We start from the raw sequence: 17,313 nt of genomic DNA, 5'->3' as shown, positions 1-17,313 counted from the left end.
ACTGCGTCTTCACGTCCTTGAGAACGGCGGCCTTCAAATCGTCTATTTCGGTTTCGATGACTTCCCCGTTTTCCCGGATCAGTTCTTCACGCGAGAGGCGTCGGTCGCAACTCACGCAGCGCAACGGCCCTTCTGTGTTCTCGTATTCGAAATCCTCGTGGCCACAGGTCGGACAAAATGAGCGTCACCTGCCGGTGGTATTTCTCTGCATCCATGACCATCCCTCACTCCAGGCTTGGCGAACATAAACAGAACATTGTTGTTTGGAAATATCTATTTGAAGTGTTACTTACGACGTCCTCTCAATGTGGTAAGCGGCTTGGAACCGCGAGGGGGCCTCTAGGATTGCGTGGTTCGCCAACGCCCGCTTATTGATCCTGCCGACGGTAAGGCCGCTGTCTTTCCGGGGCTAGCGCACTTAGTTTTGGCCTAGTCTACGCATTGGCAGTTCACCGGTGGGTTGCATCGGACTCGCAATGTAAAAGGGAATGTTATAAAACCTCGGACGCCATGGCCGGAACTCCGAGGAAAACTAACAAATCCGAATCCGGGACTCAGCGCCAGCGCGCGCTGGCGCTGCTCGATCGCCATGGGATGATGCGCACGCGCGAACTCGTAGCCGGGGGCGTCGCCGCGACCACGATCAGTCGCATGGAGAAGGATGGGAGCATCCAAAAACTCTCGCGCGGTCTGTACCAGCGCATCGACGCGCCGACCGATACCAACCATGATCTCGCCGAGGCCGCCAAGCGTGTCAGCAAGGGCGTCGTCTGTCTGGTTTCGGCGCTTGCCTTCCACGATCTCACCGATCAAATCCCACACCGCGTCTGGCTCGCGATCGGCGCCAAGGACTGGCAGCCTGGCGAGCACGGGCCGCGCCTGAATATCGTCCGGCTCAAGGAACCGCTGCTAAATAGCGATATCGAAACACATCTGATCGAGGGCGTGCCCGTCCGGATCTTCACCATCCCGCGCACGCTCGTCGACTGCTTCCGTTTCCGCAAATCGGTCGGCCTAAACGTCGCAGTCGAGGCGCTGCGCGACGCACTGCGCAACCGTCGGACGAACCCCGCCGAAATCGCCGAGCGCGCACGGCAATCCGGAACCTGGACGATCATCCGTCCCTATCTGGAGGCCTATACCATTGATGTCTAAGGCGCCGCGCAACATGGGCGCCTCGGTACGCGCGCGACTGCTCGCCCAGTCGAAGGAGAGCGGTCAGCAATTCCAGCTCGTCCTCACGCGCTACGCCCTGGAACGCCTGCTCTACCGACTAAGCCTGTCACCCCATGCAGGCCGGTTCATCCTCAAGGGCGCGATGCTGCTCACATCCTGGTTCGACTTGCCGATGCGCCCGACACGTGACGTCGATCTACTGGGTTTCGGCGATGCCGACAGCGAGGCGATGCTCGAGACCTTCCGAGAGGTCTTTGCAATCGAGTTTGACGATGGCGTACGGTTCGATCGTGCAGCCCTCAAGGTCGAGCGTATCCGCGACCACCTCGCCTATGGTGGCGTGCGCTTGCGAACCACGGCCAATATCGACGGCGCTGTCGTTGCGGTTGTGATCGATGTAGGTTTCGGCGATGCGATCGAACCGGGCGCCGAAGAGATCGACTATCCGGTCATGCTCGATCAGCCCGCGCCGCGCCTACGCGCCTATGCCAAAGAGACCGTGATCGCCGAAAAATTTCAGGCGATGGTCGATCTGGGACGCGCCAACACCCGACTGAAGGATTTTTTCGACATCTGGTTGATGACGAAGAGCTTCAGCTTCGAAGACGAACGTCTGGCTCAAGCGATCGCAGCGACCTTCGCCCGCCGCGAAACGGCGATCCCGCAGGAACTGCCTGACGCTCTCACGCAGGATTTCGCCAATGATCGCGAGAAGGTGGTCCAATGGGCGGCCTTTACGCGCGACCTTGCGATCGATGCCGGCCCCTTGTCGGAGGTCGTCGGTCGCCTTGCCGATTTCCTGATGCCCCATGCCGAGGCAGCAAGGCGCCTGTGAGCCGTCTTGAGACAGATTCCAAGCGGCAGGCCAAGGATGCCCTGCGCGGTTATGTGTATCAGATCCTACGCAGCCTGCTGGTGTGGATCGATCTGGGCGACCGCGATGAGCTCATTCTCGAAGGCGCTGAGGATATCGATCTGATCATCGATGGTGACGCCCTCGTCGAGCAGGTCAAAGATACGGCCGCTTCGGGCCCGATCACGCTCAGAACGCCAGCGGTGCGGGACGCCATCGGCCATTTCTGGGAGCACCGCCGACGCAACCCCGAGTATCAGATACGCTATCGCTACCTGACCACGGCCGAGATCACAGTGGAACAGGGCGCCCCCTTCGGCACCGGGCGCGCCGGCCTAATACTGTGGTCGGCGATTCATGATGATCCGACGTCGCCGCACGCAATTGAGCAGGCCAGCACCATGGCTGCTTTTCTGGCCGCGGACCCGGCGCTGCCCGACCCCGTCCGCGCCTTTTGCAACGCCGCTGCACCGAGCGAAGTGATCGACCGCCTATTTTTGCCCATGAGCTGGGTCGTCGGGCAAGGCGATTGCGACAGCCTCGTGCGGCGGATCAAAGACCTCCTCGTCCTCCACGGGAAAACCGACAACCTGCCGGCGGTCGAAGCCGAAAAGGCCTTCGATCCACTTTACGTCGCCGCTCTCGAGGCCGCCCGGGCCAAGGACGGGCCACCGCTCACCCGCGCGGCGTTCCTGCGGATCTTCGATGCGGCGACCTCGATCCAGCTGCGCACGCAAGATTTCACTGCGCTGATCCAGCGCGCGATGGCTGCTCCGATGCCCGCCAACGCGATCAGCATCGCAAGCACCGAGGCTATTCTCGAAAACCGTCCCCCGCTTGGGCCGCGCTATTTCCCCCGCGTGACGCTCGAGGCGCAATTCCAGACTCTTCGCGTCGCTGGTCCAGTCGTGCTGCAAGGCTCGACCGGGACGGGCAAGACCCTGCTCGTGGCGAGCGCGCTACGAGACGAAGATCATCCCGCTTGGGTGAACCTGCGCGACCTCGACCCGTCCGGCGTGCGGGCGCGCCTTATCGCCGTCCGCTCCGCCGTCATGGCCGGGGGCAAGCCGGTGACGCTGGTTCTCGAGGATCTCGACGGGACCACCGACCCGAGGCCGTTCGAATCTGCACTGTCGTCGCTCGTGGTGGCGATCAAGGAACAGGGCGGTCAGCTGATCATCACAAGCGCCCATGATTTGTCATCGCGGCTTGTCCAGTTGCTCAGCCTCGCGCCCGGCTCCACGCTCCCAATGCCAGCCTTCGAGGATGACGAGATCAGCGCCTTCCTTCAGCGCGAAGGCTGTCCGCCGGACCATCTGCAATTGTGGTCCACCATCATCACCGCGACGACCAATGGACATTCGCAGCTTGTCCACGCGCGGATCGCCGCGCTGTCCGCGGCCGGCTTCCCACGGCCGTCGTCGACCGACCTGATGGGCTCGACCCCCGATGTGGATGCTGTTCGCAGTGAGGCGCGCCGTTTAATCGCCGCGATGCCTGATGGCCCGCGGGAAATGCTGTACCGTGTCAGCCTCATCACGAACCGGGTGACCCGCCGTCGCTTGATGGCGGTGGCGCGGGCGGATCCGCCCATCGTAGAGCCCGGGACCGCGATCGACATCATCGGCGGTCCGTGGCTCGAAAAGACCGATGCGGACGAATATCGTGTGTCGCCGCTCGTTCGGGAATCTGCGGTCGCCGCACGCGGATTGCCTTGGGCCCGCGACATGCACGGCAAGATCAGTTGGGTGTACCTGCTCGAACGGACGATCACCCCGCTCGATATCACGGCTATCCTGACTCATTGCCTTTTGTCGGGCAGCGCCGGCCCGCTCGCCTATCTGATGCAGAGTCTCTTTTCGGCCTCGGACGAGGTCTGGCAGCACATCGCCGAAGCCAGCGAAATGTTCGCGATCCTGGGGCTCGTGGAGGGAACCGAATTACCCTTCAGCAAGCCGATAGACCTCTTTATCTTCCGCCATTTCCAATATCGAATCGCGGTCTACACCGCCCCTGAGACCGCGATGCGCATCGCCGCGCGTTTCGAGCAGGAGGCAGCCGCCGTCGAGACCAACGAGGCGGCCCGTTTCTTCCGCTTCCTGTTTGTCAGCCAGCTGCTCGCCCAAACGCGCGTAACCTACCCTATGGCCACGCTCGTCTATTACACCCGCGAATTCCATCGGCTAGCGCTGGTGATGGAGACAAGTTTCCCCGAGCGTCTTACCAAAGCCAGGCTCGAGTTCAGAGGCGGCGAAACGCCCCCGGATTATGACATCTTCATCGCCTATCCGCTGATGCACCGCATCAAGGATATTGACCAGATCACTGAGCTACTCGACGCGCTAGATGGCCTGCCCGACCCGGACATTGTCCGGAGTCTGACCGCCTTTGCTGGCGTGCGGGCGCAATCATCGCTGATCATCGATCGCGTCTGGCTCGCCGAAATCGAGAAGGCCGAGGGCCGCTGGCCACTCGTTGTGGCTCAGTTTCGGCGGCTGCTAGATCTCGCCGTGCGTCTAGACATCACGCCCCTCGCCCTTGCCATCGCGCCATCGCTCGTGCGCACCATCGACGAAAATCTGGATGACAGCGCCGCTGCGGCCGCAGAAGCCGAACGCCGCCAGGCGCAGCTTGGCGACGACGCCATCCTGATGTGCGCGATGGCCAAGGTAAAGAAACGCGCCGGGCAGGTAGAGGAGGCGTTGGAACTGTGGACCACCTACCTGCCGCGCCGGACCGACGAGGAGGGGATGCTCGGTACCGCCTATGACTACCGCGTCGCCGCCAGCGCCGCCGGTGGCGCCGGCGACTGGGTGAAGACCGAGAGTTTTCTGCTGGCGGGCCTGACGCTGGTCGACACCTCCACCCACCCGCTGTTGGCGTTGGGAATGCGGATGGACGCTGCCTTTGCCATGTTCATGGTTGGCCGACATGAAGAGGCGCTTGAGCGCTTTGAACAGGTGATCGCTAGTCTCGAACCGCTACAGGCCGATGTGGAGACCGAGCCGGTGCTTTCGTTGCAACGGCGGATCGGTGGCACCTTTTCGGCGATCAATCATATTCGGGACGGCAAATTGCCCGCCAGCGCTGCGGGCAATCTGGCGGGCTTCTGCTCAATCCCGGATCGCTTCGATACCGACGCGCCCCAAGTTCCGCCGCTCGATTTGATTATCCGCGACCTGCTCGAGCTCGAACTCACGCACGCGAAGGCTCTTGATCGGGCGAAGCACTATGCCGCGCGGCTGCGCCGCTCGCCCTATGTGGTTTTGCATTCGCTCGACGCGGTGGAACTGTTCAAGCTCGCGACGCAGACGGGCGATTACACCGCTGTCGTCGCCGATGGTGTGAGCCAGGCGCGTGCAGCTGCGATCACGCTGCAGGCCCGGAACGACGCAATATATTCGCCGCTGATGCTGATCGGCGATGCCGACCCGGACTGGCCGGAGGATTTTGATGCGTTGCTGCTCGTCCATATCGTGGTGGCCATGTTGTGGATGGCCAGCAACGGTGCCGCCGCCAGTGCGCCGGTCGCCGCCTGGCGCCACGCGCTGCCGAACCGCGACCACGCCCGTCGGGCGCGCCAACTGGTAAACCTGATCGACGGACTGTTCGTCGCCGCGACCTTCGATCCCTGGACAGCGGTAGTTGATCGCGAGCACCCGCATTGGGCCCACCACATGCTGGCGGCGCTCGCGGCAACCACCGAGCAGGCCCGCTCCCCCGAGCAACTGTTACGCTGTCATGGCCTCTGGGCCCATTACTGTTCCGGTCAGCCGGTCAAGGACATGGCGGGCGAGCCAATTGTAGAGCTCGTTGCCTATCAATGGGCCAATATGAGCCTCTTTTCCTCCGAGCTAGCAAACCCTGCGGGAGGGATTCCCGCGCTTCGCCGAGCTATCGCGACCCCGGCCCCACCGTGGCAACGGCTCAAGGCTATCCTCTCAGCGGCGGTCGTTGCGGTGGGCCTCGCGCCTGGCGACACCGCGCGGGCCGCAGTGGACGCCATCGTCGTCGAGCCGTGACAGCGCTCAATGCAATGTCGCGCAAGCGCTTGATCCTCGCGGCCAAGAACCGCGTGGGGCGGTGGTATGACCATCAGGGCGAGCCGACGACCGACCGGCGTGCGTTGCTCGCCGCAGTCGATACCTTCTTCGCCGAACTCCAGACACGCGACGATCAAATCGAATGCCGGACGGTGCTTCTTGGAGACGCCGGCGCGCCAAGGTTTGCTGCTTCGACTCCGCGGTGCCGGATCATCGCCTGCCAGCAAGGCCTCGCAGTAGCCGCGCTCGGCCCCGACTGGGCCCATGGCTGGCGACGCGTGATCGCCGACGACCATGCCGAATTTATCCTGTCGTGGTTCGCCCATTATGCGAGGCAATATGTCCATCGCGGCGAGTTTGCGCGGGCGCTGATGATGGCCTGGGAGCGCAACGCAGTGACGCTTCACATGTTCGGATCGGCGGGGACCATGAGGCGCTATGGCAGCGAGTTTGCGCCGACCGGAAATGCATGCACCGCCCTTGCGGTCGCGGCAACCGAGGCGGCCATAGAGTGGGGGGCATGCCCAGCATCGGTGCCGGTCAGCCGCTCGCCCTGGCTTGGGCGCAATACGCTCGATCCCGGTATCCATCAGGGGATATTCCATTTCCTGCGTGGCCAAGAATTGCGCAGGTCTGGCTTCGAGGTAGAGGCGCTGGTCGCGTTTGACTGTGTCATCCATGCGCTGCAGGCGATGCCATGGCCATCGGCCCGCGCGACTGGCTCGGCGAGCCGGCCCGATCTCTTCCGGGAGCTCAGGTTGCGACCACCCTCGATCGCCACAGCCGAGCAAATCTATTTCATCCGCAAACATTTTGGAGCCCATGCCGGTGGTTGGCGTTGGTGGGATGTGGGAGATGAATATGAAGACGACTTCCTCGACAAAGCGAGCCACCTCGTCTGGCGGATGCTCCGGCGCGCGGCCGATCTCGAACCTGAGATCAGGGTGCTCGAGCCGGATCCGCCACGCTGGAGCGACTGGCTGCTCGAGAATTTCGTGCAGATCTGGAATATCGTCTGGTTTCGCTGAGGCGGTGAGCGTGACGTTTGCTGGTGACTGGTGCCTCAGTCGCGCGATGGACGGGCCATGAAGACGGCACCGAACACGACTAATCAAGGCAGTGTCCCAGCGCTCCTGAGCCTTGCCGTCGCTGCTGGCGAAATTGCATAGAGGCCGCGCACGGCATAAGCTTGTGCGATGGCCAACGCGCTCTCCAACTTGCTGAAAACGGAAACCGTAACGCGCAACGTCCAAGCCTATGAGGATGTGTTCGACGATTATATTGTCTTTGCCGGCGGCCAGCGGGTTGCTGCGGTGGCGGAGATTCCGCAAGCCGCGCTCAACGCAGATTATGTTCTCGAGGCCGCCGAAGCGCAGCTGGTCATCGAGCTCAAGCAGGTCAGCAAGTACCAAGCCTCGAACACCCTCGATGAGTATTTTAGTGACCTGCTGCGCCGAGGCAGGATCCACAATCCAAACTTCACGGGGCCGGGACAACTGCGGCTGGACCCCGCGTCGTTGAGCGTAAACGATTGGACTCGCTTCTATCGGAAGTTCCGGCCGCGCATCCCCGAGGCGCTGGACAAGGCTGCCAAGCAGATCAAGGCGACCGCGCGGCTATTACCCAATACCAAGGAGCGCTTCGTCGGGGTCGCCGTCCTCCTCAATACCGGCGACTATAATCTCCCGGTCGACCTGATGTTTCGGATCGCCGAGCGGCACGCCAACGCAAAATGGAAGGCAGGCCGGTTTAGCGCGCTCGACGCGATCCTCTGCCTATCAATGGATATGGTCAAAACCGGGCAGCATCCTCTGCGCGGCCATGCGATCGTGCGTGATGCAGCCGACACGGTGATCGCCGGCAGCGCGCGTTACCTCTATGACCGCTGGGTCCATTATGGCGCTGCCGCGGTTGGCGCCGAGGTTGAATTTACACCGGGCGAGGTCACGCCTGATGCGCTGGATCTGAGCGGTGGCATCGCTGGCAAGATGCGATGGACACCGGCAATCTCAGCGATAGCCAATTCCGCCGACGCATAATTTACGGCGAATCAGGTCCGCATAAATTGCGCGTTTTGGCGCGGTGCAGTCATGTCCAAGTTGACGTGACAGCTGTGCGCGAGGCGCTTCCCGATTCCTCACAGGGGGCAGCGTCCCACGTAGCGGCCGATGGCCCGCCGATGTTTGTGAGGATGAACGAAGGGCTGCTTGTGCCCACCCGCGCCTAATTCCTGTCTGTCCGGACTGTCCGACTGAGCCGACTTTCCAGACCGTGACTCCAAGTTTTCTATGGATGGCAGTCGTGCCGCCGCGGTGGGCATACGGCGCATTCCGGGTCTCTGGCACCCGTGGGCTGCCTGAGCGTTACCTTTCCCATTCGGCACATTCCCGCGCCGACAGGAGATATCCATGGCTGACTCTGCCCAAGTTCGAGCATCAAACGATAAGACCGCGCTTACGGACGACTTCCGAACTCACTTCGCGGGGGAGGGGCCGCTGACAGATAAGGCGAAAGCCTTCGCCAAAGCGCGGCCGTGGACGAGTGCAGCGCTCGTAGGCGTAGCAGCAATCGCGCTAGTGAACACTTTTCGCGGCGTCCGGGGCTAGGCGGATCTCGCCTTGTCGCAAGATTGGCACGACGCGGCGTAAAGGGTGGTGCCCCTCAGTAAGTGTCACAACCCGTCACTGCAGCCTGCAGCCAATCAGGTAGAAGCGATGGTACAGACCACGCCATACGCTCAAATCGACGTTACTTTTTAATAGGTTAACTCTGGGGCGGCTTGCCTGCCGCCCCAGCCAACCGAATCCTCAAGATTCGGCTGTAGGACAACAAGTTACGACTAGATTGAGCACTCTAGGAAGTTGGACCGGGTTAGACCTGATTCGACCCGGTTTGACCCCTCTTGTGTACCGATTTGTGTCCCGATTTTGTGTCCTGCCAAAGGCCGCCAGGGATCGGTATGGCAAGGCAAAAGGCACTTACCCCGGGCGTGATTGACGCTCTGAATTGTGTACGCGTTTGCGACCCTCAGACACCGGGGCTGCAGATTGAAGCGCTGCCCGGCGGCAGGAAGCGTTGGCAATACCGACGGCGGCTGCCGCGAACATCAGTGGTAGTGAAACTAGTTCTAGGGACCTTTCCGGCTCACAGCATTGCTGCTGCCCGCGAATGGGCGGCTGTACTCAATGAGCAGGTTGAAGCCGGCATTGATCCCAGAGAGGAGCGAGCGCGGCTGAGCATGACCGTCGCGCGTGCTCACGGTCTCTATATGCAGGCAGTTCGGGAAGGACGCTCCTCGCGCGCGAAGCGAATCAATAAGCCACGGACGATCGCGGAGAAGATAGAGATCTTCCAGCGGGACGTTGCGCCGACGATCGGTCAGCGGGTCATTTACGACGTCACTGAGACTGATCTCGTCCGTCTCGTCGATCGCAAAGGCAAGACAGCGAAAGTCCGCGCAAATCGGCTCGCGGTTGAACTCAAGGTATTCTTCGGATGGGCGGCGTCGTTGCGTGGCACCGAGGTTGGACTCGAAATCGACCCAGCTCGTCGACTTGGTGACCTGAAATACCCTGAAACCCCGCGCACCCGCACCCTCACGCTCGAGGAGATTGGCTGGTTTCTGCAGGGTTTGGTTCATGAGGAGCACCACTTCCAGCGCGGAATGCTGCTTTGGCTACTGACCGCCGCGCGACTGTCAGAGGTCATCCGTGCGCGGTGGGAAGAGATCGTCGACGGCATTTCGACGATACCGGCGTCCCGCGCGAAGAACACTGTCGCGCACACGATCGCACTTGGGCCATTGGGACGAAGCCTTATGCAAACCAATGACGAATGGGTCTTTCCAGCAGAGAAATGCGAGGGCCCCAGAACGACCGGATGGTATAAGGCCCGCGATCGAGTGCGGCTGCGCATGGAGCAGCAGGCCGGCCGGCCGATCGAGCGCTTTACGCCCCATGATTTTCGGCGAACGGCCCGATCCAACACCAAGAGGCTCAACGTCGACTATGAAACGGCGGAGGCCATGCTGAACCACGTCAAGAAGGGCATGGAGCGCACCTACGACCTGTACGGGCTCGAAGAAGAGAAGCGGGCCTGGTTTTTGAGGTGGGAGAATGAAATCGCGGGCATTGCCCGTCGCGTCCGTGTGGCTGGCATGCTTGGACTACCGTGAGGCGGTATGCGTCGACAACGCCGCCATTCAGTAGCCGATTGACGGTTACTGAAAGCTGCCTTTCATTCATCGAGAGAAAAGGCCGGATGAGTCGCCGATTATACGGCGACCGAGCGGGCGCTCATGCGTCAAGCGGCAGTGGCACGCTGTTGAAGTCGGAGTAATTTCAAAAAAATCACGTCAATTTCTTAAATCAAGTTTTTAGATAAGTAAATTCGCACTGAGAACGATATTTTTTACTCATGTCACATACCATATGGACATGGATATTTGTAATTTCAATTTCAACTTCCAGCAGAAGCGAAAACCACAATTTCCTAATCGTTGAATGAAAGCGGTGGTCGGACTATGTTTGTAAGGTCCGTGTCGGGACTAAAGAGGAAAATCCATGTCTGACGAAAATAAAGAAGCGCTTATCGCGCTTACCGCTGACATCGTGTCGGCACATGTCGCTAACAATTCGGTCGCTGTGAATGATCTTCCCAGCCTTATCGCCAATGTTCATGGAGCCCTGTCTGGCCTCGGCGGCCCGGCTCCCGCGGCGGAAGCTGAGAAGCCGGTTGGCGCGGTGTCGATCAGGAAGTCGTTGGCCAACCCTGATGTCATCATCAGTATGATCGATAACAAGCCGTATAAGAGTTTGAAACGCCACATCGGCCGCCACGGCTACACGCCGGAAAGCTATCGTGAAGCGTTTGGCTTGCCTGCATCCTATCCGCTTGTTTCGCCTGCCTACAGTGCTCATCGCCGCGAAGTGGCTATGAAGCTCGGTCTGGGTCGGAAGAAGGGTGAGACGTTTGCTACCAAGCCTACGGCTGAGGCTCCCGCAAAGGCCGCTCCGAAGGCCGAAGCTGCAAACCCACCGGCGACTAAGCCCGTGCGTAAGCCTCGCACGTTGAAGGCGGCTGTGGCTGCGGCCAAGGATCACTTGGGAAGCTGAATGACGATGGGGCCATCGTCAGTCTAAACGATGGCCCCGCTTGTTCGCAAAATCGTCGCGTTATCAGTTCCCGATCATGGCTTTTTGTGCCCGTAGCTCGCAAGTAGCTCTGCGGCCGCTACCGCCGACGAAACCGACCTTCCGGGCTCGAATTCGCCTGCCCATTAGCTGCCGGCCGTTCAGATCGGGAACGAGGACGGGATTCGGGAGTGGGGCAATGCCGGCGAGGGTCAGCCCTGTCGGGGGGAAGCCGTCAGTCAGCTTGCGCGTCACAACCTCTGCATTGCTGCCGCTCACAGAAGCATCAGCAGCGCCGAAGTCGCCCGCCAAGCGATCACAAGCGCGCCGAGTGCCGCCACGACGCAGGCACCGAGCGTGAGTTGCGCAGTGATATGCCCCGGTCCGTCGCTGACACCGACGGCAAGAAATGAATAGAACGTGCCGAAGCAACTGGCGATCAGTGCCGCCGCCGCTATTACAAGCCATGCACTCGGGTGCTTACTAATCAAGGCTTCTGCACTCCTGCGACGGCTATCGGGCATGTTATCATCGCCGTGCAAGGGCAACAACGCCGGCGAGTCCGCACCGGCAGGATCTTTCTAGGCTACGCCGCGGGTTGCGGTGAACGGCCGGATTGTCGTTAGCGCGCAATGAAAGGACATTTAGGGGCAAGCACTGTCAGAAAAAAGATAAATGATACGAGCCCGAGCCAAGGCGCGAGAACAAATTGCAGACCCCCGCGCAGACTGGTGGGTTGTAGCTGCCGCCATGCCGCCGCCGACGCTGATACGAAGACAGCACAGATCGACCCCAGGACGATCAGGTCGATGTCGTTGATGCCGCAGTTCCACTGCCCTCGAGCCGCTACGAAGAATGAGGCAAGGTAGAGGCATGAAATCGCGGCAAGGAGGATCAACAGATAGGTTAGGGGTCTACGGATCACGCCCCAATTTGCATGACGCAGCGCCGTCCGCAATGTCGTCGACTCCGGAAAGGCAGCTCGACGGGCGAAATTGCGAAAAGCCGGCCTCGCCGCCCGACACGTGCCCCCATGGATCATCGGGCGGCGGCCGCCGACATTGCTGTCATTCGCCCGCCGAAAGTGGATGCTTAAAAGCTGCCGGTCATTCAGGTCGAGAACGATGCCGCACTCAGGAGCGTTTGAAGCGCACTAACGTCGACGTTGTCGTCAATTGCGCTCGGGCCGACATTAGCAAAATTCGCGGCTAGGTTCCGCTCTGCCAATCGAGCGGCGTTAGGCGGCAGCCGTCCGCCTGTCAGATGACCCGCACAGGGCGAGTATCTCAACGAACGACCTACGGCGGACGGTGAGTGGGCGGCGATGATCGAACCAGACTGACCACTCGATCGGAACCTCCGACGATCTAGTTGTCCAAATGGCAGCCTGCTATTCGCGCCGACTAGTAGGTCAGTTTCACGTCGATGCCGGCACTACGTGGCGGCAGGTAGGTTACGCCGCCGAACCCGAGTGAGCCAAAATCAACGCCAAAACCGAGATTGTGCGCGTTAGTGAGATTTGCGCCCCACAAGGAGGCTTCCAGACGCGTGCGTCCCGTGCCGAGAATTACATCGGACAAGGTTAGGCGCGCCCGCAAGTCGCGCACTTCGGGCGAACTAATCTCCCGATTGAACGGGGCCTGCCGGTCGAGCGCGAAGAAATAGATGCGGCCCCGCCAGGAATAATCGGCGCGGAGAGTAAGCTCGCCAATATCTCCGACCTCCCATTTATATTCCGCGCCCATCGTCCAGTTGCACTTCGCGGCTTGCGGCATCCGCGCTTCATCGGCGACGTCGATGATCTGGTCGGTTGCCGGGTCCCGATAAAGGAAGCTCTTATAATTGGGATCGGTATAGCCAAGCGCTGCAGATAGCGTCAGCCCCCGTACGGGGACCGCAGCGACTTCCGCCTCGAAGCCCTGGAAAACGACCTTGCCGGCGTTGACGATGAGGCTGCTGGCCCCCGACGATCCCGCGGCAAATTGCTGGATCTGAAGGTTGTCATAGTCGGTGCGAAACGCCGCCAGGTTCAGGCGAAGTCGCCGATCGAGCAATTCGGATTTCAGGCCGACCTCGAAGGCTACCGCTTCTTCGGGCTCGAAGGGTGCAATGACGCTGGCACGGGGAGAAAATCCCCCGGCCTTGAACCCGCTGGATGCCTTGGCATACGCCATCACGTCGCCCGTAAAGCGATAATTTGCAGCCGCGGTCCACGAAAGGTTGCTGAAGTCACGGCGGCCCGTTCCGGTCGCCGTCGGCGCGCCGAAGATCGAGCTGTCGAGCGTGATCCGCTTCTTGTCCCAAGTCTGCCGAAGTCCTCCGGTCAATTCGAGTTTGTTGTCCAGGGCGTCGGGCCGGTAGCTGACCTGCCCGAACAGCGCATAGGAAGTCGACGTGCCGTCGAAGCCCTGGAAGGGCGGTAGATTGACGCCGAGTCCGCCGCCCGGCAGCACAAGTGTGAGTTCCTGCTGGAGCGCTTCCGAACCATTTTCGCGGAAATAAAAGGCACCGGCGACATAGCTGAACTGGCGGCTGTTACCGAAAAGCTGGAATTCCTGTGACACCTGATGCTGCTTGACGCGATTGAACCCGTTGAACGGAACGACGGGCTGTACCGAGACACCGGCCGGATTGCTCGCGTCGACAACCAGCCCGAGAAGCCGGCCGTTCCCGCTCAGTGTCTGCGTCGAATTCTGGCTGAACTCGCGATAAGCGGTGATGGATTTGACTGCCACATCGGAGGTCGCCTGCCAGTCAATCGTGAGCGCATTTCCCCACGATTCCGATACGGCGCCGAAATTCCCGTGATAATCCACCTGTTCGCCGGTTTCCCTCCGGCCGGGTGCCACCGTGAAACTTGCCCCACCATAGCTTGGTGAAGCACCAAAATAGGCAAGAACATCCGGCGTGGCGGCAACGAGCTGGAAGAAGTCGGCAACCGCAAACCTCTTGCTGTAATCGAAATTGTACCGGATTCTGAATGTTTCTGAAGCCTGGGCCGACACTGCGACGGAGAGCGTGTCGCTGTTCAACGCGCCGGGATCTTCGGAGCTCGGCGCGAGCAGATTGTTTACGTAACCGTCGCGCTGACGATGAAGATAGGCGAAGCTGGCCTTGAGGCCGGAGTCGTCGATCAGGCCTGTATCGAAGCGCGCGCGGGCATACCATTCGTCGAAGCTGCCATAGCCGGCTTTCACCTGCGCGCCGATAGTGTCGTCGGGCTCACGGCTGATCAGTTGGATCGCACCGCCCGTGGTGTTTCGGCCGAACAACGTCCCCTGCGGGCCGCGCAGCACCTCGATACGGGCAAGATCGACCAGATCGAACACCGACCCCGCGGTACGGGCGATATACACGCCGTCGAGATAGATGCCGACGCCGGCCTCGGCCGTAACCGCCGGTTCCTGCTGGCTGATTCCCCTGATCGAGATGGTAGCGGCGGTGGCGCCGGTCGATTGCGGCAGGATCTGGAGGTTGGGCGTGAGCTCAGCGATCGCCGTCACTTGCTGCACGTTCAAATGATCGAGCAGTCGCGACGAAAAGGCAGTCACTGCGACGGGTGTCGTCTGCAATGCCTCGGACTGACGGCGCGCAGTTACCGTAATGGTCTCAAGCTGGTCGTCGACGCCAGTTGCCTTCACGTTCTGGGCATGAACGGCGGGCGATCCCGCGAAGCCCAGCAGAAGCGCCATCGCCGTGCCTTCAAAGGCCTGAATGCGCATAGTCCCCTCCCTTATGCGATCAATAGCGGCGGCGCCTCCGCGCTCGCCTTTCTCAGTTCTCGAGCGTGAGCAATTGTTCGGTCTGGTCCCGGCCGAGCGCACGGCGACGGGCCTCCAGCCAGCGCACGATCATCTCGCGCATCCGGTTGGGGTCGTAGATGTCCTCCTCCATGGAGAACTGGCCATTCCCGCCATATTTGAGCCGCGTGTAGGATCGCTCCTCGAAATGCTCGCCATTGCCCGGGTCCTCCATCTGGTTCCGCCATTCGAGCACGATCCAGCCGCGGGCTTCGTCAATGACGTACCAACCGATTGGAAACTGGGTCTGGCTGTCGATCGGAAAGCGATTGAAAACGGTGTTTATCCAGTGCCGGGCCGCTTCCTTGCCGCGCATCACCGGCAGGAAAGAGCCGTCCATCTGCATGGCCAGTTCCTTGTAGACGACGTCATCGGTGAAGCAGTCGACCCACTCCTCATGATCGTGGCCAAGAAAGGCGCGGGCACAGACGGCGTCAAAATGTTCGACCGCCGCGATCATCTCGGCGCGCGGCCAGCTACGATCGGGCGGCTCGTCGGCAGGCGAAAGCCCCTGTCCCCAGTGGAGGTCGGGTTCAGGTATTCCCAGCCCAGCCTGTTCGGCAGCGCGGCGTGCATCCCGCCAGGCCGCCATTACCATCCGCTGGGCTGTGCTGTTGTAGATTTCCTCGACGAACCGCCACTTGCCGTTACCGCCATAAATTAGCCGCGCATAACAGCGCCATTCATGGACGCTACCATCGCCGGGATCACGAAGCCGGTTCCGCCATTCGCAAACCACCCAGGCCTTGGGCCCATCCACGATGTGCCAGGGGACAGGGCGATAAAGTTGATGTTCCTGATATGGCTGGGTGCGCAGCGCCTCGATCCATGTGCGCACTTCGGCCAACCCATGGGCTTGCCGGTTCCAGCCGGAAATGCCGTTACCGCGTTCGCTATAGATGATGTCGGGCGTGAAGCAGGCCAGCCAGTCGGTGAAGTCACCCGACAGGAAGGCCCGGTCGGCTGCTGCGACCAATGCGGCGAAGGCGACTTCCAGTTCATCTTGCGACCAAAGCGGATCAGCCTGCTGCGACACATTTCACTCCCTGATGCTTGTGACGCGAGAGTTAGCGGCGCGTTGAAGGCCGCGGAGGGACCGCATCGGTCGATCGGGCGGACCGAAACGTTCAAAAGGCCGGCATTGCAATTGACCGCTTACGGAGCATCATTGTGGAACTGATGGGGGAGGGCCCGATGGATGAAGCGAGGATTTCGCTCAGCCACGTCTCGCAGATGTTCTCGGTACTCGATCAATGGAGCGGCGCCCGACGGCACGTCTTCCATGAAGCGGGATTGTCGCCGTCGTCGCTATCGGATCATGATGCCCTGCCGGCGAACGATTTTCTAAAGCTTTATAGTGCAACCGTCCGGCTGCTTGAGGAGCGGACGCGGTCGACCCCGTCGACGTTTCGTCACACTCAGGACATGTCGGACCTCCTTGGTTACGCCGTCGTTGGCAGTGCCACGCTTGAAGACGCCGTCGGCCGCGTAGGTGTGTTCAACCGCTCGATCGTTACGGGGGCACATGTCGAGCTCAAGGTCCGCGGACGTCGTGCGCGGCTCTACTTCGACACGCATCGGCGCGAGGCTGATGAAGCGAGCAGGCTCGTCGACGGGTCGGTGGGCATGATCTACCACAAACTGTTCGGCTGGCTTTTGGGCCGGCCAATCCGACTGTATGAGAGAGAAGAAGGCTCAGGCGCCCATGAGCCTGGAAGTCCGGGCGCTGTGATCGAGTTCGATCGGGAGTGGCTCCGCGCTCCCGTGATTGCGACGCAGCGGGATTTGGCAAATTGCCGCGGACTGTTCCCGTTCACATTATGCTTCGAACCAACCCTCGGGCGCAGCAATAAGGCAATCGTTTCTGCCATCATGGCCCAGGCCGTCGCCCAAGGTGCACCAGTGCCCGCTTTCGTGCGGATAGCCGATCGCCTCAACATGGGTGAGCAGAGCCTGCGTAGACGCCTCGCCGCGGAAGGGACATCGTTTCAGCAACTGCGCGATATTGTTCTACGGCAGCGTGCGGAAATATTGCTGAAATCCGGGATTTCGGTAGTGCGGGTAACCGAGCAGCTTGGCTTCAGCGACGAGCGTGCATTCCGACGAGCCTTTCGCAGGTGGACCAGGCTTAGTCCGTCATCGTTTCGTGATGCCGAGGTTGGTATTGCCCGTGACCCGAGGGAGTAAGCTCCGAGGGTGATCGGGCAAATGGGCGACGGCTCACAAAGCGCTCCATTAACGGCAGCTCGAGACGCTGATTTGCGGTCCTTCGAAGCGCCGCGAAGACGCAAGGGCTTTTGTAATATTAT

Annotated in this window: 11 protein-coding genes; 8 read left to right on the top strand and 3 right to left on the bottom strand. The window is 60.9% G+C overall.

What is annotated here, in order from left to right; all coding sequences use genetic code 11:
* The first annotated feature begins 441 nt into the window (after nt 1-441).
* From ACFB49_RS15295 to ACFB49_RS15265, 7 genes are all read left to right on the top strand, one after another.
* Nucleotides 442-1,155 carry a type IV toxin-antitoxin system AbiEi family antitoxin domain-containing protein gene (locus ACFB49_RS15295; protein WP_380872105.1) on the top strand — a complete coding sequence of 238 codons (714 nt, stop codon included), beginning with the start codon at nt 442-444 and terminating at the stop codon, nt 1,153-1,155.
* Nucleotides 1,148-2,011: a nucleotidyl transferase AbiEii/AbiGii toxin family protein gene (locus ACFB49_RS15290; protein WP_380872104.1), complete on the top strand. Its 864-nt coding sequence runs from the start codon at nt 1,148-1,150 to the stop codon at nt 2,009-2,011. Before ACFB49_RS15295 ends, ACFB49_RS15290 begins: the two co-directional genes overlap by 8 nt.
* Nucleotides 2,008-6,051 (top strand): hypothetical protein, encoded by a 4,044-nt coding sequence (locus tag ACFB49_RS15285; protein WP_380872103.1) that lies wholly within the window; start codon nt 2,008-2,010, stop codon nt 6,049-6,051. The genes ACFB49_RS15290 and ACFB49_RS15285 overlap by 4 nt, the downstream gene beginning before the upstream one ends.
* 14 nt (nt 6,052-6,065) lie before the next feature.
* Nucleotides 6,066-7,100: a hypothetical protein gene (locus ACFB49_RS15280; RefSeq protein ID WP_380872102.1), complete on the top strand. Its 1,035-nt coding sequence runs from the start codon at nt 6,066-6,068 to the stop codon at nt 7,098-7,100.
* A gap of 168 nt (nt 7,101-7,268) precedes the next feature.
* On the top strand, nt 7,269-8,111 hold the full coding sequence (locus tag ACFB49_RS15275; RefSeq protein WP_380872100.1) for a hypothetical protein: 843 nt from the start codon (nt 7,269-7,271) through the stop codon (nt 8,109-8,111).
* Nucleotides 8,112-9,031: 920 nt separating this feature from the next.
* Nucleotides 9,032-10,246: a tyrosine-type recombinase/integrase gene (locus tag ACFB49_RS15270; RefSeq protein ID WP_380872099.1), complete on the top strand. Its 1,215-nt coding sequence runs from the start codon at nt 9,032-9,034 to the stop codon at nt 10,244-10,246.
* Between the two features lie 388 nt (nt 10,247-10,634).
* The gene (locus ACFB49_RS15265) at nt 10,635-11,186 is read left to right on the top strand and encodes a MucR family transcriptional regulator (RefSeq protein ID WP_380872098.1); all 552 of its coding nucleotides are present in this window, start codon (nt 10,635-10,637) and stop codon (nt 11,184-11,186) included.
* Nucleotides 11,187-11,479: 293 nt separating this feature from the next.
* Here the strand turns inward: ACFB49_RS15265 and ACFB49_RS15260 are convergent, their stop codons facing one another.
* The 3 genes from ACFB49_RS15260 to ACFB49_RS15250 form a co-directional block, all read right to left on the bottom strand.
* Entirely contained in the window at nt 11,480-11,728 is a 249-nt protein-coding gene (locus tag ACFB49_RS15260) for a hypothetical protein (RefSeq protein ID WP_380872097.1), read from the bottom strand.
* A gap of 879 nt (nt 11,729-12,607) precedes the next feature.
* The gene (locus ACFB49_RS15255) at nt 12,608-14,926 is read right to left on the bottom strand and encodes a TonB-dependent receptor (protein WP_380872096.1); all 2,319 of its coding nucleotides are present in this window, start codon (nt 14,924-14,926) and stop codon (nt 12,608-12,610) included.
* A gap of 52 nt (nt 14,927-14,978) precedes the next feature.
* The gene (locus ACFB49_RS15250) at nt 14,979-16,040 is read right to left on the bottom strand and encodes a nuclear transport factor 2 family protein (RefSeq protein WP_380872095.1); all 1,062 of its coding nucleotides are present in this window, start codon (nt 16,038-16,040) and stop codon (nt 14,979-14,981) included.
* A 143-nt stretch (nt 16,041-16,183) separates the two neighbouring features.
* Here ACFB49_RS15250 and ACFB49_RS15245 point away from each other — a divergent pair, with 143 nt between their 5' ends.
* Nucleotides 16,184-17,191, top strand: a complete 1,008-nt coding sequence (locus ACFB49_RS15245) for a helix-turn-helix domain-containing protein (RefSeq protein WP_380879982.1) — start codon at nt 16,184-16,186, stop codon at nt 17,189-17,191.
* The last annotated feature ends 122 nt before the right edge of the window (nt 17,192-17,313 follow it).

Source organism: Sphingomonas sp. DBB INV C78 (assembly GCF_042693015.1).
Lineage (GTDB): Bacteria > Pseudomonadota > Alphaproteobacteria > Sphingomonadales > Sphingomonadaceae > Sphingomonas_E.
The sequence above is the reverse complement of the archived record's forward strand: the minus strand, read 5'-3'. Positions and strand labels throughout refer to the sequence as shown.